Raw genomic sequence first — 14,281 nt, 5'->3', positions numbered from 1 at the left:
GATGCCCACATCAGCCCGTAATATAATTACCTGTTAAAACGGGGCGATGTGGGCATCGCCCCGTACACCAGATCATAAGGAGAAATTACAATGAAGATCAATCTTGCAGTTCTTTTCGGCGGAAGAAGCGTTGAGCACGAGGTATCAGTTATCTCGGCAGTTCAGGCTATGGCAAGCATAAACAAGGAAAAATACAACATTATCCCAGTTTATATGACCAAAAAGAGCGAATTTTTCACAAGCGAAAAAATGCTGGACATCAACAGCTTCAAGGACATTCCTGCTCTGCTCAGCGAATCAACAGAGTGCGTATTTGTCCGCAGCACTGAGGGCAAGGTACAGCTTCAGAGCCTGAAAAAGAAGATGTTCGGCTCCAATGTCATCTCCGATATCGACGTTGCTTTCCCTATCGTTCACGGTACTAACGTTGAGGACGGCGCTTTGCAGGGATATTTGCAGACTCTCGACCTGCCCTATGTAGGCTGCGACGTTCTGGCTTCTGCTATCGGCATGGACAAATTCGTAATGAAGATACTCCTCAAGGACGCAGGCTTCCCTGTACTGGACTGCTGCCGTTTCTCCTCATACGAGATAAACGAAATGGACAGAATGGTAGCGGAAGTTGAGAAGAAGTTCGGCTATCCCGTTATCGTTAAGCCTATCAACCTCGGTTCAAGCGTTGGTATCTCCAAGGGCAAGGACAGAGACAGCCTTATCAAGTCTATCGAGGAGGCTTTCGAGTTCGCTGACCGTATCCTCATCGAGCCCTGCGTTGTACAGCTCAAGGAAATAAACTGCGCAGTTGCAGGTGACAGCGAATCCGCAGAAGCTTCCGTATGCGAGGAGCCTGTACAGGCAAGCGGCGACGATATACTCAGCTATGACCAGAAGTACGTCGGCGGCGGCAAGGGCGGCAGCAAGGGCATGGCTACCCTTAAAAGAAAGATACCTGCCGATATTACTCCCGAGCAGGACGAATTCATCAGAAAAACAGCTGTTGATGCATTCCGCTATCTTGGCCTCAACGGCGTTACACGTATCGACTTCATGATAGATATGGCTACAGACAAGGTCTACATAAACGAGATAAACACTATCCCGGGCTCTCTTGCATTCTACCTCTGGGAGCCAAAGGGCGTCAAGTATACAGAGCTGCTTGAGAGACTTATCCAGCTTGCCCTCAAGCGCTACAGACAGGGTGAGAAGATAAGCTATACATTCGATACAAATATCCTCTCAATGGGAGGAAGCTTTGGCTCAAAGGGCAGCAAGAGATAGTTTATTTCTGCTCAATGATATAGGGGAACATAAATGAAAATATTATCAGTGATACCAAAAGCAGAAAGAATATCAGGTGACGAGCTTGATATTGTTGAGCCCAATGACTATGTAATAGGCTTTAAAAAACGTAATTTAATACTTATTGCAATTTATTTATTGATGGGATTTGCGGTGTTAAGCATATTGCTGCCTATTCTTATTGATTTTGTGGCCTTTTTTCTTCCTGCTAAAGCACAGGATTCTATAGATGCATTTTTTGAACAGCATAACTATCTTTGGGAAAAGGGCGGATTGCTGATATTTTTCGGCTCAGTGATATTTCTTCTGATATCGGTGTATTTCTCCGACCTGAAAATAGTTATATCCGATAGACAGCTCATAGAATTTTCTTCAAAAAATCCGAAAACAGGCCAAAGCAACGCCGTGTTCTTCTATATCGGTATAGGTATGTTTATATTGATGTGCACGCTGAAAGCGGCTATTGATGAGAACGGAAGAGGGGACGCTGCCCTTTTCTGGTTCATTCTGCTGGTATTTGCATTGTCATGCATAAAAAACCTTGTTATTCCCATATTGCAGAAAATCAGTCTTAATAAAAGAGCACGCACCTGCACTGTACCTGTTACGGCTGAATACAAAAGATCTATCTCTCTGTGGAGCGACGCCGTCGCTAAGGAACAGCAGTTCAGCAGTTTGCCTGTATACGCTTATTGCTATAACGGACAGAATTATAGTATGAGAGTCAGCAGCAACAACAATATTGCTCCTGATAGTTTTGAGACTATCAGGATAATGATAGATCCTGCAAATCCTGACAGATACTACAGCGACGAGGTGTTTATAAAAGACTTTGGCAAGGTAAAAGCTTTTTTAATGATATTATTAACACTGGCGCTTATGACCATACCGATCTGGGGCATATTCTTGTTCAAACTCATAGTTGATAAAACAATATAAAACAAATAAGGAGGGTTTAAAATGACCGAAAAAGAAAAACAGCAGGCAGGAGAGCTTTACAACTCAAATGACAGAGAGCTCTTCAACGAGAGGATAAAGGCTAAGAAGCTCTGCGCCGAGTACAATGCCGTTGAGTGCAACGACTTCCAGAAGCGCGAAAGGATTCTTGACCGCCTTGTGGCTCTCAGAGGCGAAAACACCGTTATCGAGCCCAATTTCTTCTGCGATTACGGCTATAACATCGTTATCGGAGACAATTTCTACGCAAATCACAACCTTGTTATCCTTGACTGTGCCGATATCGAGTTCGGCAATAACGTCTTTATCGGTCCTAACTGCGGATTCTACGCCGCAGAACACCCTATCGACGCTAATCTGAGAAATCAGGGACTTGAATCCGCAAAGCCCATTAAAGTCGGCAGCAACGTCTGGATAGGCGGCGGAGTTACCGTTATCGGCGGAGTTACTATCGGCGACAATGTTGTTATCGGCGCAGGCAGCGTAGTTACCAAGGATATCCCCTCAAACTGCGTGGCTGTGGGAAATCCCTGCGCTCCCACAAAAACTCTGGAGCCTGTTGGAGCTGCCGAAGCCGTTGCAGAAAAGCCTGCGGAGAAAAAGCCCGAGCCTGCCGAAAAGAAGCCTGCTCCCGAGGAAAAGCCAAAGTCAAGGAGAATCGAGATACGCCGCATTGATTAAGACGAAAGGACGACTGGACCATGAACACACTGCACTTCAAATACGCTGTTGAAATTGAAAAAACTCGCTCTATAACTCAGGCAGCGGAAAATCTCTACATGGCTCAGCCTAATCTGAGCAAGGCTATCAAGGAACTGGAAAGCACCCTTGGCATAACTATTTTCAGACGTACATCAAAGGGCGTTATCCCCACGGATCAGGGACTGAAATTCCTTGATTATGCCAAGCAGATACTTATCCAGATAGATAATATGGAGGCTATACACTCTCCCGACAAGCCGAAAAACAGCCGTCTGCGCATATCCGTGCCGAGAACGGGCTACATCTCAAAGGCTTTCTCGGAGTACATCGCCTCGCTGAACGCTCCCGAGGACATGGAAATATTCTTCTGCGAGACCAATTCCCTGAGAACTATCGAGAATGTCCGCGAAAACGGCTATGATTTCGGAGTTATCCGCTTCAATACCGCTCACGAGAAGTATTTCACCGACTTCCTTGCGGAAAAGAATCTGGACAGCAAGCTCCTCTGGGAGTTCGAGATGCTGGCGGTAATGTCCGCTGAGCACCCTGCCGCAGGAGCTGACAGCATAACCTACGCAGACCTGTCCTGCAATTATACAGAGCTTGGACAGGGCGACGACGCAGTTCCCTATGTTTCAGGAGCTGTGGAGAAGCTCTACGCTTCAAACCGTCCTGCGGACGTACCCGTGAGAAAGGTTTGTATGTATGACCGCGGAAGCGCTCTGGACTTCCTGCTGACCGTGCCGCAGGCGTTCATGATGGACTCGCCTATGCCTGCAAGCCTTTGCGGAAAATACGGTCTGGTGCAGAGAAAATGCGCATTCCCCGACAACAGCTACAAGGACTTGCTCATATACACATCGGGACACAAGCTCTCGGAAAACGAGCTCAAACTGGTGAACCGTCTCTATGAGGTGCGAAACGAGAGCGCCTTTGCAGAGTATAAGTGATATATTCTCTTGGGAATGGATATATTCTATTTAAGAATAGTTATTGTAAGTTAATTTCACGAATAAGAGGACGGCTTTTGCCGTCCTCTTTTACTGTTTTCCACTGTTTTGCCACGGAGACAAGCCAATGTCTGACAATGTCCGATATATAAATCGCTATAAGAATATCGATATCGGAATACCGATATTCCTCTGTTATATTTGTGCAACATTGTTTTGTGTGATATAATATTGAATATATCCTGCAATGCCTGTATCGGCGGAAGTCAACGGCGACGCTCCCCGAAATATCCTGCATTGTAAATCTATTGGCAAGGAAGGTATGGACTAAATGTTTGAAATTCTTGAAAAAAGAAGCCTCAACCCTACTGTTACCCTTATGCGCATAAACGCTCCAAAGGTAGCAAGAAAGGCTGAACCCGGACAGTTCATTATACTCAGAACAGACGCCGACGGTGAGCGTATCCCACTCACTATCGCTGATTTTGACCGCCAGAGCGGCTCGGTTACTATTATTTTCCAGATAGTAGGCGCTACTACAGAAAAGCTCAATCACCTTAACGAGGGCGACTGCTTACAGGACTTCGTAGGTCCTCTCGGCAGAGCTACAGAGACAGAGGGACTGAAAAAGGTCGCTGTCGTAGGCGGCGGCGTAGGCTGTGCTATTGCTTACCCTGTTGCAAAGAAGCTCCACGAACTCGGCGTTGAGGTGCACTCAATAGTTGGTTTCAGAAACAAGGACCTCGTTATCCTTGAAGATGAATTCAAGGCTTCAAGCTCCAAGTTCGTTCTCATGAGCGACGACGGCACAGCAGGCGAAAAGGGACTCGTTACCGACGCCCTCAAAAAGCTCATCGACAGCGGCGAGAAGTATGACAGAGTCATCACTATCGGTCCTCTTATCATGATGAAGTTTGTCTGTAAGCTGACTAAGGAGTACGGTGTTCCCACTGTTGCTTCCATGAACCCCATAATGATAGACGGCACGGGAATGTGCGGCGGCTGTCGTCTGACAGTAGGCGGCGAGACTAAGTTCGCCTGCGTTGACGGCCCCGAGTTCGACGGTCATCTCATCGACTTCGACGAGGCTATGGCAAGAGGAGCTATGTATAAGCCCTTTGAGCGCCATGCTTACGAAGAAGCCTGCAATCTGTTCAAGGAGGTAAAGTGAAATGGCTAATATGTCACCTACAAGAAATGAAATGCCTGTACAGGCTCCCGATGTAAGAAACAAGAATTTCAGCGAGGTAGCTCTCGGCTATACCGAGGAGCAGGCTATCGACGAGGCAAAGCGCTGTCTCAACTGCAAGAACAAGCCCTGCTCAACAGGATGTCCCGTACAGATAGATATCCCTGCATTTATCGCTCAGGTAGCTGAGGGTAATTTCGCAGAGGCTTACAAGATAATCACAAAGTCAAGCTCACTCCCTGCTGTATGCGGCAGAGTATGTCCTCAGGAGACACAGTGCGAGAGCAAGTGCGTTAGAGGAATCAAGGGCGAGCCCGTTGCTATCGGACGTCTTGAAAGATTCGTTGCAGACTGGCACAACGCACAGCCCGAGACAGCTCCCGAGGTACCTGCAAAGAACGGTCACAAGGCTGCTGTTATCGGTTCAGGTCCTTCAGGTCTTGCCTGCGCAGGCGACCTTGCCAAGAAGGGCTATGACGTTACTATATTCGAGGCTCTCCACGTTGCAGGCGGAGTTCTCTCCTACGGTATCCCCGAGTTCAGACTTCCTAAGTCTATCGTTCAGAAGGAGATAGGCGGTCTCAAGGCTCTGGGCGTTAAGGTTGAGACAAACACAGTAGTGGGCAAGACTATCTCAGTTGACGAACTCATGAAGGAAGAGGGCTTCGAGAGCGTATTCATCGGCTCGGGCGCAGGTCTCCCGAGATTCATGAATATCCCCGGCGAGAACCTCAACGGCGTTTATTCCGCTAACGAGTTCCTCACACGTATCAACCTCATGAAAGCCTACAAAGAGGGCAGCGCTACTCCTATCAAGGCAGGCACAAAGGCTGTTATCGTAGGCGGCGGAAACGTTGCTATGGACGCAGCACGCTGCGCTAAGAGACTGGGCGCTGAAGTATACATCGTATACAGACGTACAGAGGCTGAGCTCCCTGCAAGAGCAGAGGAAGTTGAGCACGCTAAGGAAGAGGGAATCATCTTCAGGTTCCTCACAAATCCTATAGAGATACAGGCTACAGAGGACGGCTGGGTAAAGAGCGTTCACTGCCAGCAGATGGAGCTCTCAGAGCCTGACGCTTCGGGCAGAGCAAAGCCTGTTCCGATAGAGGGCGCATTCGTTGACATCGAGGCTGACTGCGTTATCATGTCTATCGGTACTTCGCCTAATCCTCTTATCAAGTCAACTACAGCAGGTCTCGACACCCAGAAGTGGGGCGGTATCATCGCTGACGAGGACGGTCTCACATCCAAGGAGGGCGTTTACGCAGGCGGCGACGCTGTAACAGGAGCTGCTACAGTTATCCTCGCTATGGGCGCAGGCAAAAAGGCTGCTGCGGCTATGGATAAATATATGCAGAACAAGTGAGCCCTCTGACGGAGGTATAATATGGACAAAAATATTACCTCACAGACACTCTCACGTCTGCCTCTTTACTTCAATTATCTCAGGTCGCTGCCCGAGGAAAGAAAAAAGGGCAATATCTCCGCAACGGCTATTGCCGAAGCTCTTGGACTCAACGACGTGCAGGTGAGAAAAGACCTCGCCTCTGTGAGCAGCGGCGGCAGACCGAAGGTGGGGTATATGACCTCGGAGCTCATGAGCGATATCGGCAGATTCCTCGGCTTTGAGAACCGCGACAGGGTAGTTGTGGCAGGCATGGGCAACTTCGGCAGGGCTATGCTGGAGTACAACGGCTTTGAGGCTTACGGCTTTGATATAGTATGCGGCTTTGACCACAAAAAAGAAAGTGTGGGGAGCTCCATAAACGGCAAGCCCGTCCGCCATATAAACCAGCTGGAGAGCTTTTGCAGAGAAAACGATATCCGTATCGGTATCATCACCGTGCCCGAAACAGCGGCACAAGAGGTCTGTGACCGTATGGCAGAGGCAGGGATAAGGTTTATCCTGAACTTTGCCGCAGTACATCTCAACGCTCCCAAGGGCGTTGCGGTGCATAATGAGAATATTTCCCTGACTCTTGCAATGCTTGCAAGGTGTCATGCGAGCTGAGCCAGCTCGAACGCTTACGGCGCTATATGAATCAAATAAAACTAAAAGGGACTGCTTAGGCTGCTCCCCTTAACGGAAAAAGCGGGCTACCGAGCCGTAAACTTACGGCTCATATTTAGTAACCTGCGAATCCGCCAGAGGGGGCTCCCCTTCGGCAGTCTCTTTTCAATTCATAATGCATAATTGCTGTTTAATCAGATGTGTAGGGGACGGCGTCCTCGACGTCCCCGAATTTTAGCAAAACTGACGGGCTGTCGGAGACGCCGGCCCCTACAAGCTATAGCTCTGTGCTGTCCGTCAGCGGCGTACAAGCGTATTCACCAAAAACACAGTTTTTACTGCGGTGAAATTCGACTTTCTGTCAATTGATTTCATACGTGAAATAGCATATAATATATATTGCTATAAAATTATCAATGTTATAAAGGAATGATATATATGAGTAATAAGGTCGTTAAGTTCGGCGGAAGCTCCCTTGCCGACGCAAATCAGTTCAAAAAGGTAGCTGCTATCATCAAGAGCGATGACAAGCGCAGATACGTTGTTCCCTCTGCTCCCGGAAAGAGATTTTCCGACGATATCAAGGTAACTGATATGCTCTACAAGTGCTGCGAGCTGGCAAGCAGCGGCATGGATTTCTCAAAGGACTTCCAGATGATAAAGGACCGCTATAACGGCATTATTTCCGAGCTGGGCATCGATATGTCACTTGACAGCGAGTTCGACGCTATCATTAAGGAGCTCAAGGCTCGTCCTACCAAGGACTTCGCTGCAAGCCGCGGCGAGTACCTCAACGGCAAGGTGCTTGCAAAGTATCTGGACTTTACATTCGTTGACGCAGCTGACGTTATCATCTTCGATACAAAGGGCTCACTTCTCCTTGACGACACTGTAAAGGCTGTACGCGAAAAGCTCAAGGGACTGGATAACGCTGTTATTCCGGGCTTCTACGGCAGAACTACAGAGGGCTTCATCAAGACATTCTCACGCGGCGGCTCTGACGTTACAGGCTCTATCATTGCAAACGCTGTAAAGGCTGATATCTACGAGAACTGGACAGACGTTTCCGGATTCCTCGTAGCTGATCCGAGAATAGTTGACAAGCCCGACGTTATCGAGGTCATCACATACCGTGAGCTCCGCGAGCTTGCTTACATGGGAGCTTCTGTTCTCCACGAGGACGCTATCTTCCCAGTACGCTCAGCAGGTATCCCGATAAATATCAGAAACACAAACGCTCCCGAGGACGCAGGCACTATGATCGTCGGCGACGATTACAACTTCAGCAGGGAGAGCCTCAGCCATACTATCACAGGTATCGCAGGCAAGAAGGGCTTCAGCACTATCAATATCGAAAAGGCTATGATGAACAACGAAGCAGGCTTCGGTATGAAGGTACTCAAGGTGCTCTACGACAACGGTCTTTCATTCGAGCATATGCCCTCCGGTATCGACACCATGAGCATTACTCTCAGCACCGAGAAGCTTGACACAGTACGCGACAAGGTGCTTGCAGACCTCCGCAAGGCTGTTGCTCCAGATCATCTGGAAATAGAGGACGGTATCGCACTTTTAGCAGTCGTTGGACGCAGAATGAAGAACACACGCGGTACTGTTGCACGTATATTTGCTTCTATGGCTCATGCGCGTATCAACGTTAAGATGATAGATCAGGGCTCCAGCGAGCTGAACGTTATCATCGGCGTAAGCGAGAACGACCTCCCAGAGGCTATCCGCAGGATATACGATATGTTCATCAACTCCGAGAAGCAGTAAATTTAGTGATTAGTAATTAGTAGGGAACGCCGAGGGCGGCGTTCCCTGTAGGGGCGGATATTATCCGCCCTTAGTTTTTACCCATTTGTAGGGGCGCCCTTTGGGCGCCCGCGTCTTACGATATTATTAGCACGGGCGGCGGAACGCCGCCCCTACAAAATATACTAATTACGCATTACGAATAAAAAAGGCAGTCCATAACCATGATACTCATATAGAAGTTTTATAATTATTATTGAGAGAACCCCTTTTGAAAAAGGGGCCCTCTGACAGAGGGGCGCGCCTCCGTCAGAGGAACCTTCCCTCAGAAAGGTTTCCCCCATAATTAACTGTAAGCTTCTATATAAGTGTTGCGATTACGGACTGCCTTTTTTGTGGAACGGCGAGGGCGCCGTTCCCTACATTATTACTTAGCTCCGTCTACCAGATAGATGAACTTGACGCTGCCGTCCATTTTATCCGAGATGCCTGAGTAGCTGTTGTACTCCTGCGAAGCCTCTCTCAGCGCCTTGAATGTGTCTATCATCTCAGGCAGAGCCTTGTCAACTGCGCCTGTGAGGACTGATATGCCCTCGTCGTTGAATTTGACCATACCGTCGTTGAGCTCCTTTGCACCGTCCTCCAGCTTCTGAGTGCCGTCAGCAAGAGTCTTGCCGCCGTCCTTTAATGTGCCGATACCGTTGTACAGAGCCACAGAGCCGTCTGAGAGCTTGCCTGCGCCGCCGCTGAGAAGCTTTATTGAATCATACAGAGTCTTTGCGCCGCCGCTGAGCTGTGAGCTGCCGCCGTAGAGCTGTGCAAGTCCGCCGTCAAGGTCTGCTGCTCCTGTGCTGAGCTGTCCAAGTCCGCCGTTAAGTGTGAGTGAACCCTGTGCGAGCTGTGCAAGACCGCTGTCAAGAGCTGCTGCGCCGTTTGAGAGCTGTCCGATACCGCCGCTGAGGTCAACCGCGCCTGCCGAGAGCTTTCCAAGACCTGCATTGAGTTTGGTATTTCCGCCGCTGAGCTGTTCAAGTCCCTTTACAAGAGAATCCAGACCGCCAAGAAGCTGACCGCTGCCCCCTGCGAGAGTACCGATACCGCCGTCAAGTGCAGCCGCGCCTGTGCTCAGGTCTGCCGCGCCCTTTGAGAGCTGTGCTGTAGAGCCCGAAAGCTGTGAAGCTCCTGCTGCCAGTGCCTTGCCGCCCGCGTCAAGCTTTGAAAGTCCCTGCTGTAATGCCGCAGAACCGCCCTGTGCAGCTTCAAGACCTGTGCTGAGCTGTCCAAGTCCGCCGCCAAGCTGTGCTGCGCCGCTCTTTACTGAAGCCGCACCTGTGCTGAGAGCTCCGCCCTCTGCCATAGAAGCCGCTATCTGCTTCTGACCGTCGATAGTCTGCTGTAATGTGCCTATTGCCACAGCAAGCTCCTGTGAAGGAGACTGCTGATATAATGCCTGCAATGCTGCAAGAGCCTGCTCGTTTGCTGTGATAGTTGTGTCAAGAGAAGCTCCTGCCTGTGCTATGCCGTCGCTGAGCTGTGAAGCTCCTGCTGTGAGAGCGTCAGCTCCGCTTACCAGTGAAGCCGCGCCTGTCTTAGCGCTTGCAATACCCTCTGCAAGGCTGTCTGCGCCGCTCTTTGCAGAGCCTATTCCTGTTGACATCTGTCCTGCGGACTCGCTGAGCTTTGCAGCTCCGTCGTTAAGTGCAGCCGCGCCTGTGGAAAGCTTTGCAGAGCCGTCCTTGACCTGCTTGCTGCCGTCTGTGAGCTTGCCAACGCCGCCGCTGAGAGTATCTGCGCCTGTTTTGAGAGCTGCTGCGCCCTCGTTTACCTTTGTGAAGCCCTCCGTCATAGCGTCCGAGCCTGTCTTTGCGTCCTTGAGACCGCTGCTGAGGGCGTCTGCGCCTGCGCTTACCTTGCCGAAGCCGTCGACCAGTGCCGCAGAACCGTTCTTTGCAGAGCCTATACCCTCTGAGAGCTGTGCTGCGCCGCCGCTTACCTGACCGATACCGTCCTTTAATTTAGCGGAGCCGTCCTTTGCGCTGCCGAGACCTGCGGAGAATTTGCCTGTGGAATCCGAGAGAGTCTTAGCTCCGTCAGCCAGCTTCTTAGCGCCGTTATTAAGGTCTGCCGCGCCGTTTTTGAGCTCCGCAGAGCCTGATAATAACTTGTCGATACCGCTTGTAAGGTCGCCTGCGCCGCCGTTGAGCTTCTTGACGCCGTCATAGAGTGAAGCTGTACCGTCGGTGAGCTTCTTTGCGCCGTCACTGAGCTCCCTGAGCTTGCCCATAACGTCGTCTATGTCAACTGTCTCGTCAAGATCCAGCTGTGAAAATATCTCGTTGGATACCACTGTAACAGAGGTGTTCATCTCGAATCCTCTTACGTCTGCGGAAAGCTCGAAGCTCTCGGGGATATCAACGTCCATGCCCTCTATCCTGCCGAGGTCAAGGCTCTCGCCCAGACCGGGGAATGCCATGCCCACAACGATGAGCTTTTCGCCGTCTGAGATGACCTTGCCGTTTGTGACCTCTACGTTAAGGTACTTGTCAGTGCTGAGCAGAGCCGCACTTGCAGCCATGAAAGGAGTATATATCTCCTTGTCAGTGCCGCCTATCTTCTTTGTGACCTTCTGGTTGTTCTTGTATGTCCAGCGGATAACAAGGTGTCCGCTCTTGCCTACGATACTCTCGGGAGTTACCTTTTTGCCGTCGAGGAAGTACTCCATAGTAACATCAACGGGCAGGTCCTTTTTGCAATTGCCCTTGTAGTAGATGTCGTCGCCGTCAGCATTCCAGCTTATTTTCTCACCTGATACCTCAAAGGTCTCGTCGCCCTTTACGTTGACGATGTCGCTGAGGTCGGATATATCGGAAATGCTTGACAGTGCGGGAGCATTTTTCAGCCAGTCGCTTACGACTACGTTCTTGACTGAGGAATCGCTGTTGCAGAGGACGTAAACCGTCTCGTCCTTGTAGGCGTTCTCGCCGTTATCAGCTCTTGAAGCGCTTTCCGCTGTCTCTTTTTTCTCCTTGACCTGAGGAGCGTCCTGCTCCTTGCTGCTGTTTGCGTATGCTATAGAACCTGTAGCGCCTGCGGATACTGCCGCAGCTACAAGTGCTGCCATTATCTTATTTAGCTTTCTCATATCTATCTCTCCTTTATATGTGTATGTGTTACAATTTAGATACGGCTTAATGCGCGGAATAAAAATCGTGCTCCACAAGAAGTGAAACGCGAAAATGCCTGCGGGGGCTCCCCGCTGAAGCCATTAAGCGTTTTTGAATCTGTATGTGTACTTTTCTTCCTTTGGCAGGAAGCCTGCGCTTGTCTTGCAGATAAGCTTATCAAATACCATGAACATTGACGGCAGTGTTACTATTACTACCACCATTGAGATAAGCGCACCTCTTGCAAGGAGCATACACAGCTCCGAGATAAGACCGATATCGGAGTAGAGCGCAACGCCTACCGTAGCGGCGAAGAAGCCCAGAGCCGATGTGATTATGGACTTTATGGAGGTGCTGAGAGCGATACCGACGGACTCCTTTTTGTCCTTGCCGCTGTGTCTCTCGGTGCGGTATCTTGTGGTCATGAGTATCGCATAGTCAACTGTCGCGCCAAGCTGTATGGTTCCTATTACTATAGGAGCTATGAACGACAGCTTTGAACCTGTGTAATAGGCTGTGCCGAGGTTTATCATGATAGCCAGCTCGATGACCGATACAAGTATCACAGGGAGCGATATGGACTTGAATGTGAATGCTATGATAAGGAATATAGCGCCGATAGACAGAAGATTTACTACCTTGAAGTCCCTGTCGGTGATAGTGATGAGGTCCTTTGTTGCAGGAGCTTCACCGATGAGCATACTGTCGGGATCGTACTTATGGGCAATATCATCTATCCTGCCGACCTGAGCATTTACCTCGTCAGAGGCTACCTCGTACTCAGAGCCGATAAGCATTATCTGCCACTCGTCGCTCTTCAGGACATCTCTTATCTCGTCGGGAACGACCTCCTCGGGAACAGCCGAGCCCACCAGCGAATTGAAGCCTGCCGCGAACTGAACACCGTCAACGTCCTTTATCTCGCCGAGCATTTTGTTTGCGTCCTTAGCGCTCATATCCGATTTGACCATGAGGATATGGGTGCTGTTCATATTGTACTCCTCGGCAAGCTTTGTGTTGGCGATAACACTGTCCAGATGCTTTGGGAGCGTGCTGTCCAGCTTGTAGTAAACACCGTAGTGGTTATTGCCGTAAAGAGCAGGTATAAGGGCTACGATAGCCGCTGTAAGGAATATCCATGAGTTCTTTACGATGAATGAAGATGTGCGCTTGAAGCCGGGAAGGAAATCCTTGTGTGAGGTCTTTGCTATAGCCTTGTCAAAGAGAAGTATCATTGCAGGGAGCACTGTTACGCAGGAGATAACGCCGCATACAACGCCCTTTGCCATTACGATACCGAGGTCAAGACCAAGTGTGAATGTCATGAAGCACATTGCAAGGAAGCCTGCAACTGTTGTGAATGAGCTTCCCACAACTGATGTGATAGTAGCCGCGATAGCGTGTGCCATTGCGTCCTGCCTGCTATCAGGGTAGTACTTCTGCTGTTCCTTGTAGCTGTGCCACAGGAATATAGAGTAGTCCATCGTAACGCCAAGCTGCAGAACCATTGCAAGAGCCTGTGTTATAAAGGATATCTCGCCAAGGAGGATATTTGAGCCGAGGTTCCAGACTACCGCGAAGCCTATGCTGAGCATAAAGAATACGGGTATCAGGAAGGAATCCATAGTCACCATAAGAACTATGCTTGTGAGTACCGCAGCAATAGCCGCATATATGAGCGTCTCATTCTCTGTGATATTCTTCATGTCAAGGGTTATGGCAGACATTCCGCTGACGAAGCACTGATTTGAGGCTATTCCTCTTATCTCCTCAACAGCGTTCAGTGTTGAGTCCGCCGATGTGGTATCGTCAAAGAATACCGCCATCATGGTGTTGTCGCCCTTGTTGAAGAAGTCGTAGATATCCGCAGGAAGTATCTCCTTCGGTATAGTACAGCCTGTCATGGACTGGTAGCAGACAACGTTTGAAACGTGGTCGACAGCGGCTATCTTATCGGCAGTCGCCGCCACGTCCTTGTCGCTCATTCCCTCCACCATTACAAGGGAGAAGCCGCCGTTTCCGAACTGCTCTTTCAGTATATCCTGTCCCACCATAGTGTTTATATCCTTTGGCAGATAGGATAGTATATCGTAGTTTACACGGGTTTTCAGGTAGCCCATTGCCGATGGCAGAAGCATTACCACGCCGAATATAAGTATCAGTACGCGGTGCTTTGCTATCCATTCACCGAATTTCAGCATATTATCGATCCTTTCTTTATGATTTTACGAGCATATATTGAAAGTCCGCC

General features: G+C 49.6%; 10 protein-coding genes. 8 read left to right on the top strand and 2 right to left on the bottom strand.

The window, feature by feature from the left end; translation table 11 throughout:
• Positions 1-90 precede the first annotated feature (90 nt).
• The 8 genes from BT105_RS05290 to BT105_RS05255 all read left to right on the top strand — a co-directional run bounded on the left by BT105_RS05290 (position 91) and on the right by BT105_RS05255 (position 8,887).
• Positions 91-1,278, top strand: coding sequence for a D-alanine--D-alanine ligase family protein (locus BT105_RS05290; RefSeq protein WP_072299774.1), 1,188 nt, complete (start codon positions 91-93; stop codon positions 1,276-1,278).
• Positions 1,279-1,311: 33 nt separating this feature from the next.
• Positions 1,312-2,238, top strand: a complete 927-nt coding sequence (locus tag BT105_RS05285) for a hypothetical protein (RefSeq protein WP_072299773.1) — start codon at positions 1,312-1,314, stop codon at positions 2,236-2,238.
• 21 nt (positions 2,239-2,259) lie between these two features.
• Positions 2,260-2,937 (top strand): sugar O-acetyltransferase, encoded by a 678-nt coding sequence (locus tag BT105_RS05280; RefSeq protein WP_072299772.1) that lies wholly within the window; start codon positions 2,260-2,262, stop codon positions 2,935-2,937.
• Between the two features lie 20 nt (positions 2,938-2,957).
• Positions 2,958-3,908, top strand: coding sequence for a LysR family transcriptional regulator (locus BT105_RS05275; protein ID WP_028514005.1), 951 nt, complete (start codon positions 2,958-2,960; stop codon positions 3,906-3,908).
• A gap of 331 nt (positions 3,909-4,239) precedes the next feature.
• Positions 4,240-5,079 (top strand): sulfide/dihydroorotate dehydrogenase-like FAD/NAD-binding protein, encoded by an 840-nt coding sequence (locus tag BT105_RS05270; RefSeq protein ID WP_028514004.1) that lies wholly within the window; start codon positions 4,240-4,242, stop codon positions 5,077-5,079.
• A 1-nt stretch (position 5,080) separates the two neighbouring features.
• Positions 5,081-6,466 carry an NADPH-dependent glutamate synthase gene (gene gltA, locus BT105_RS05265; protein WP_072299771.1) on the top strand — a complete coding sequence of 462 codons (1,386 nt, stop codon included), beginning with the start codon at positions 5,081-5,083 and terminating at the stop codon, positions 6,464-6,466.
• A gap of 21 nt (positions 6,467-6,487) precedes the next feature.
• Positions 6,488-7,111: a redox-sensing transcriptional repressor Rex gene (locus tag BT105_RS05260; protein WP_072299770.1), complete on the top strand. Its 624-nt coding sequence runs from the start codon at positions 6,488-6,490 to the stop codon at positions 7,109-7,111.
• A 438-nt stretch (positions 7,112-7,549) separates the two neighbouring features.
• The gene (locus tag BT105_RS05255) at positions 7,550-8,887 is read left to right on the top strand and encodes an aspartate kinase (RefSeq protein WP_072299769.1); all 1,338 of its coding nucleotides are present in this window, start codon (positions 7,550-7,552) and stop codon (positions 8,885-8,887) included.
• Between the two features lie 406 nt (positions 8,888-9,293).
• On the opposite strand, the gene BT105_RS05250 is transcribed toward BT105_RS05255, so the two are convergent.
• Entirely contained in the window at positions 9,294-12,008 is a 2,715-nt protein-coding gene (locus BT105_RS05250) for a YhgE/Pip domain-containing protein (protein ID WP_072299768.1), read from the bottom strand.
• A 123-nt stretch (positions 12,009-12,131) separates the two neighbouring features.
• Positions 12,132-14,231 carry an efflux RND transporter permease subunit gene (locus BT105_RS05245; protein ID WP_072299767.1) on the bottom strand — a complete coding sequence of 700 codons (2,100 nt, stop codon included), beginning with the start codon at positions 14,229-14,231 and terminating at the stop codon, positions 12,132-12,134.
• Between the last annotated feature and the right edge of the window lie 50 nt (positions 14,232-14,281).

It is taken from the genome of Ruminococcus flavefaciens, assembly GCF_900119075.1.
Taxonomy (GTDB): Bacteria; Bacillota; Clostridia; order Oscillospirales; family Ruminococcaceae; genus Ruminococcus; species Ruminococcus flavefaciens_Q.
Note: the sequence above shows the minus strand (reverse complement) of the source record. Positions and strands in the feature narration are given on the sequence as shown.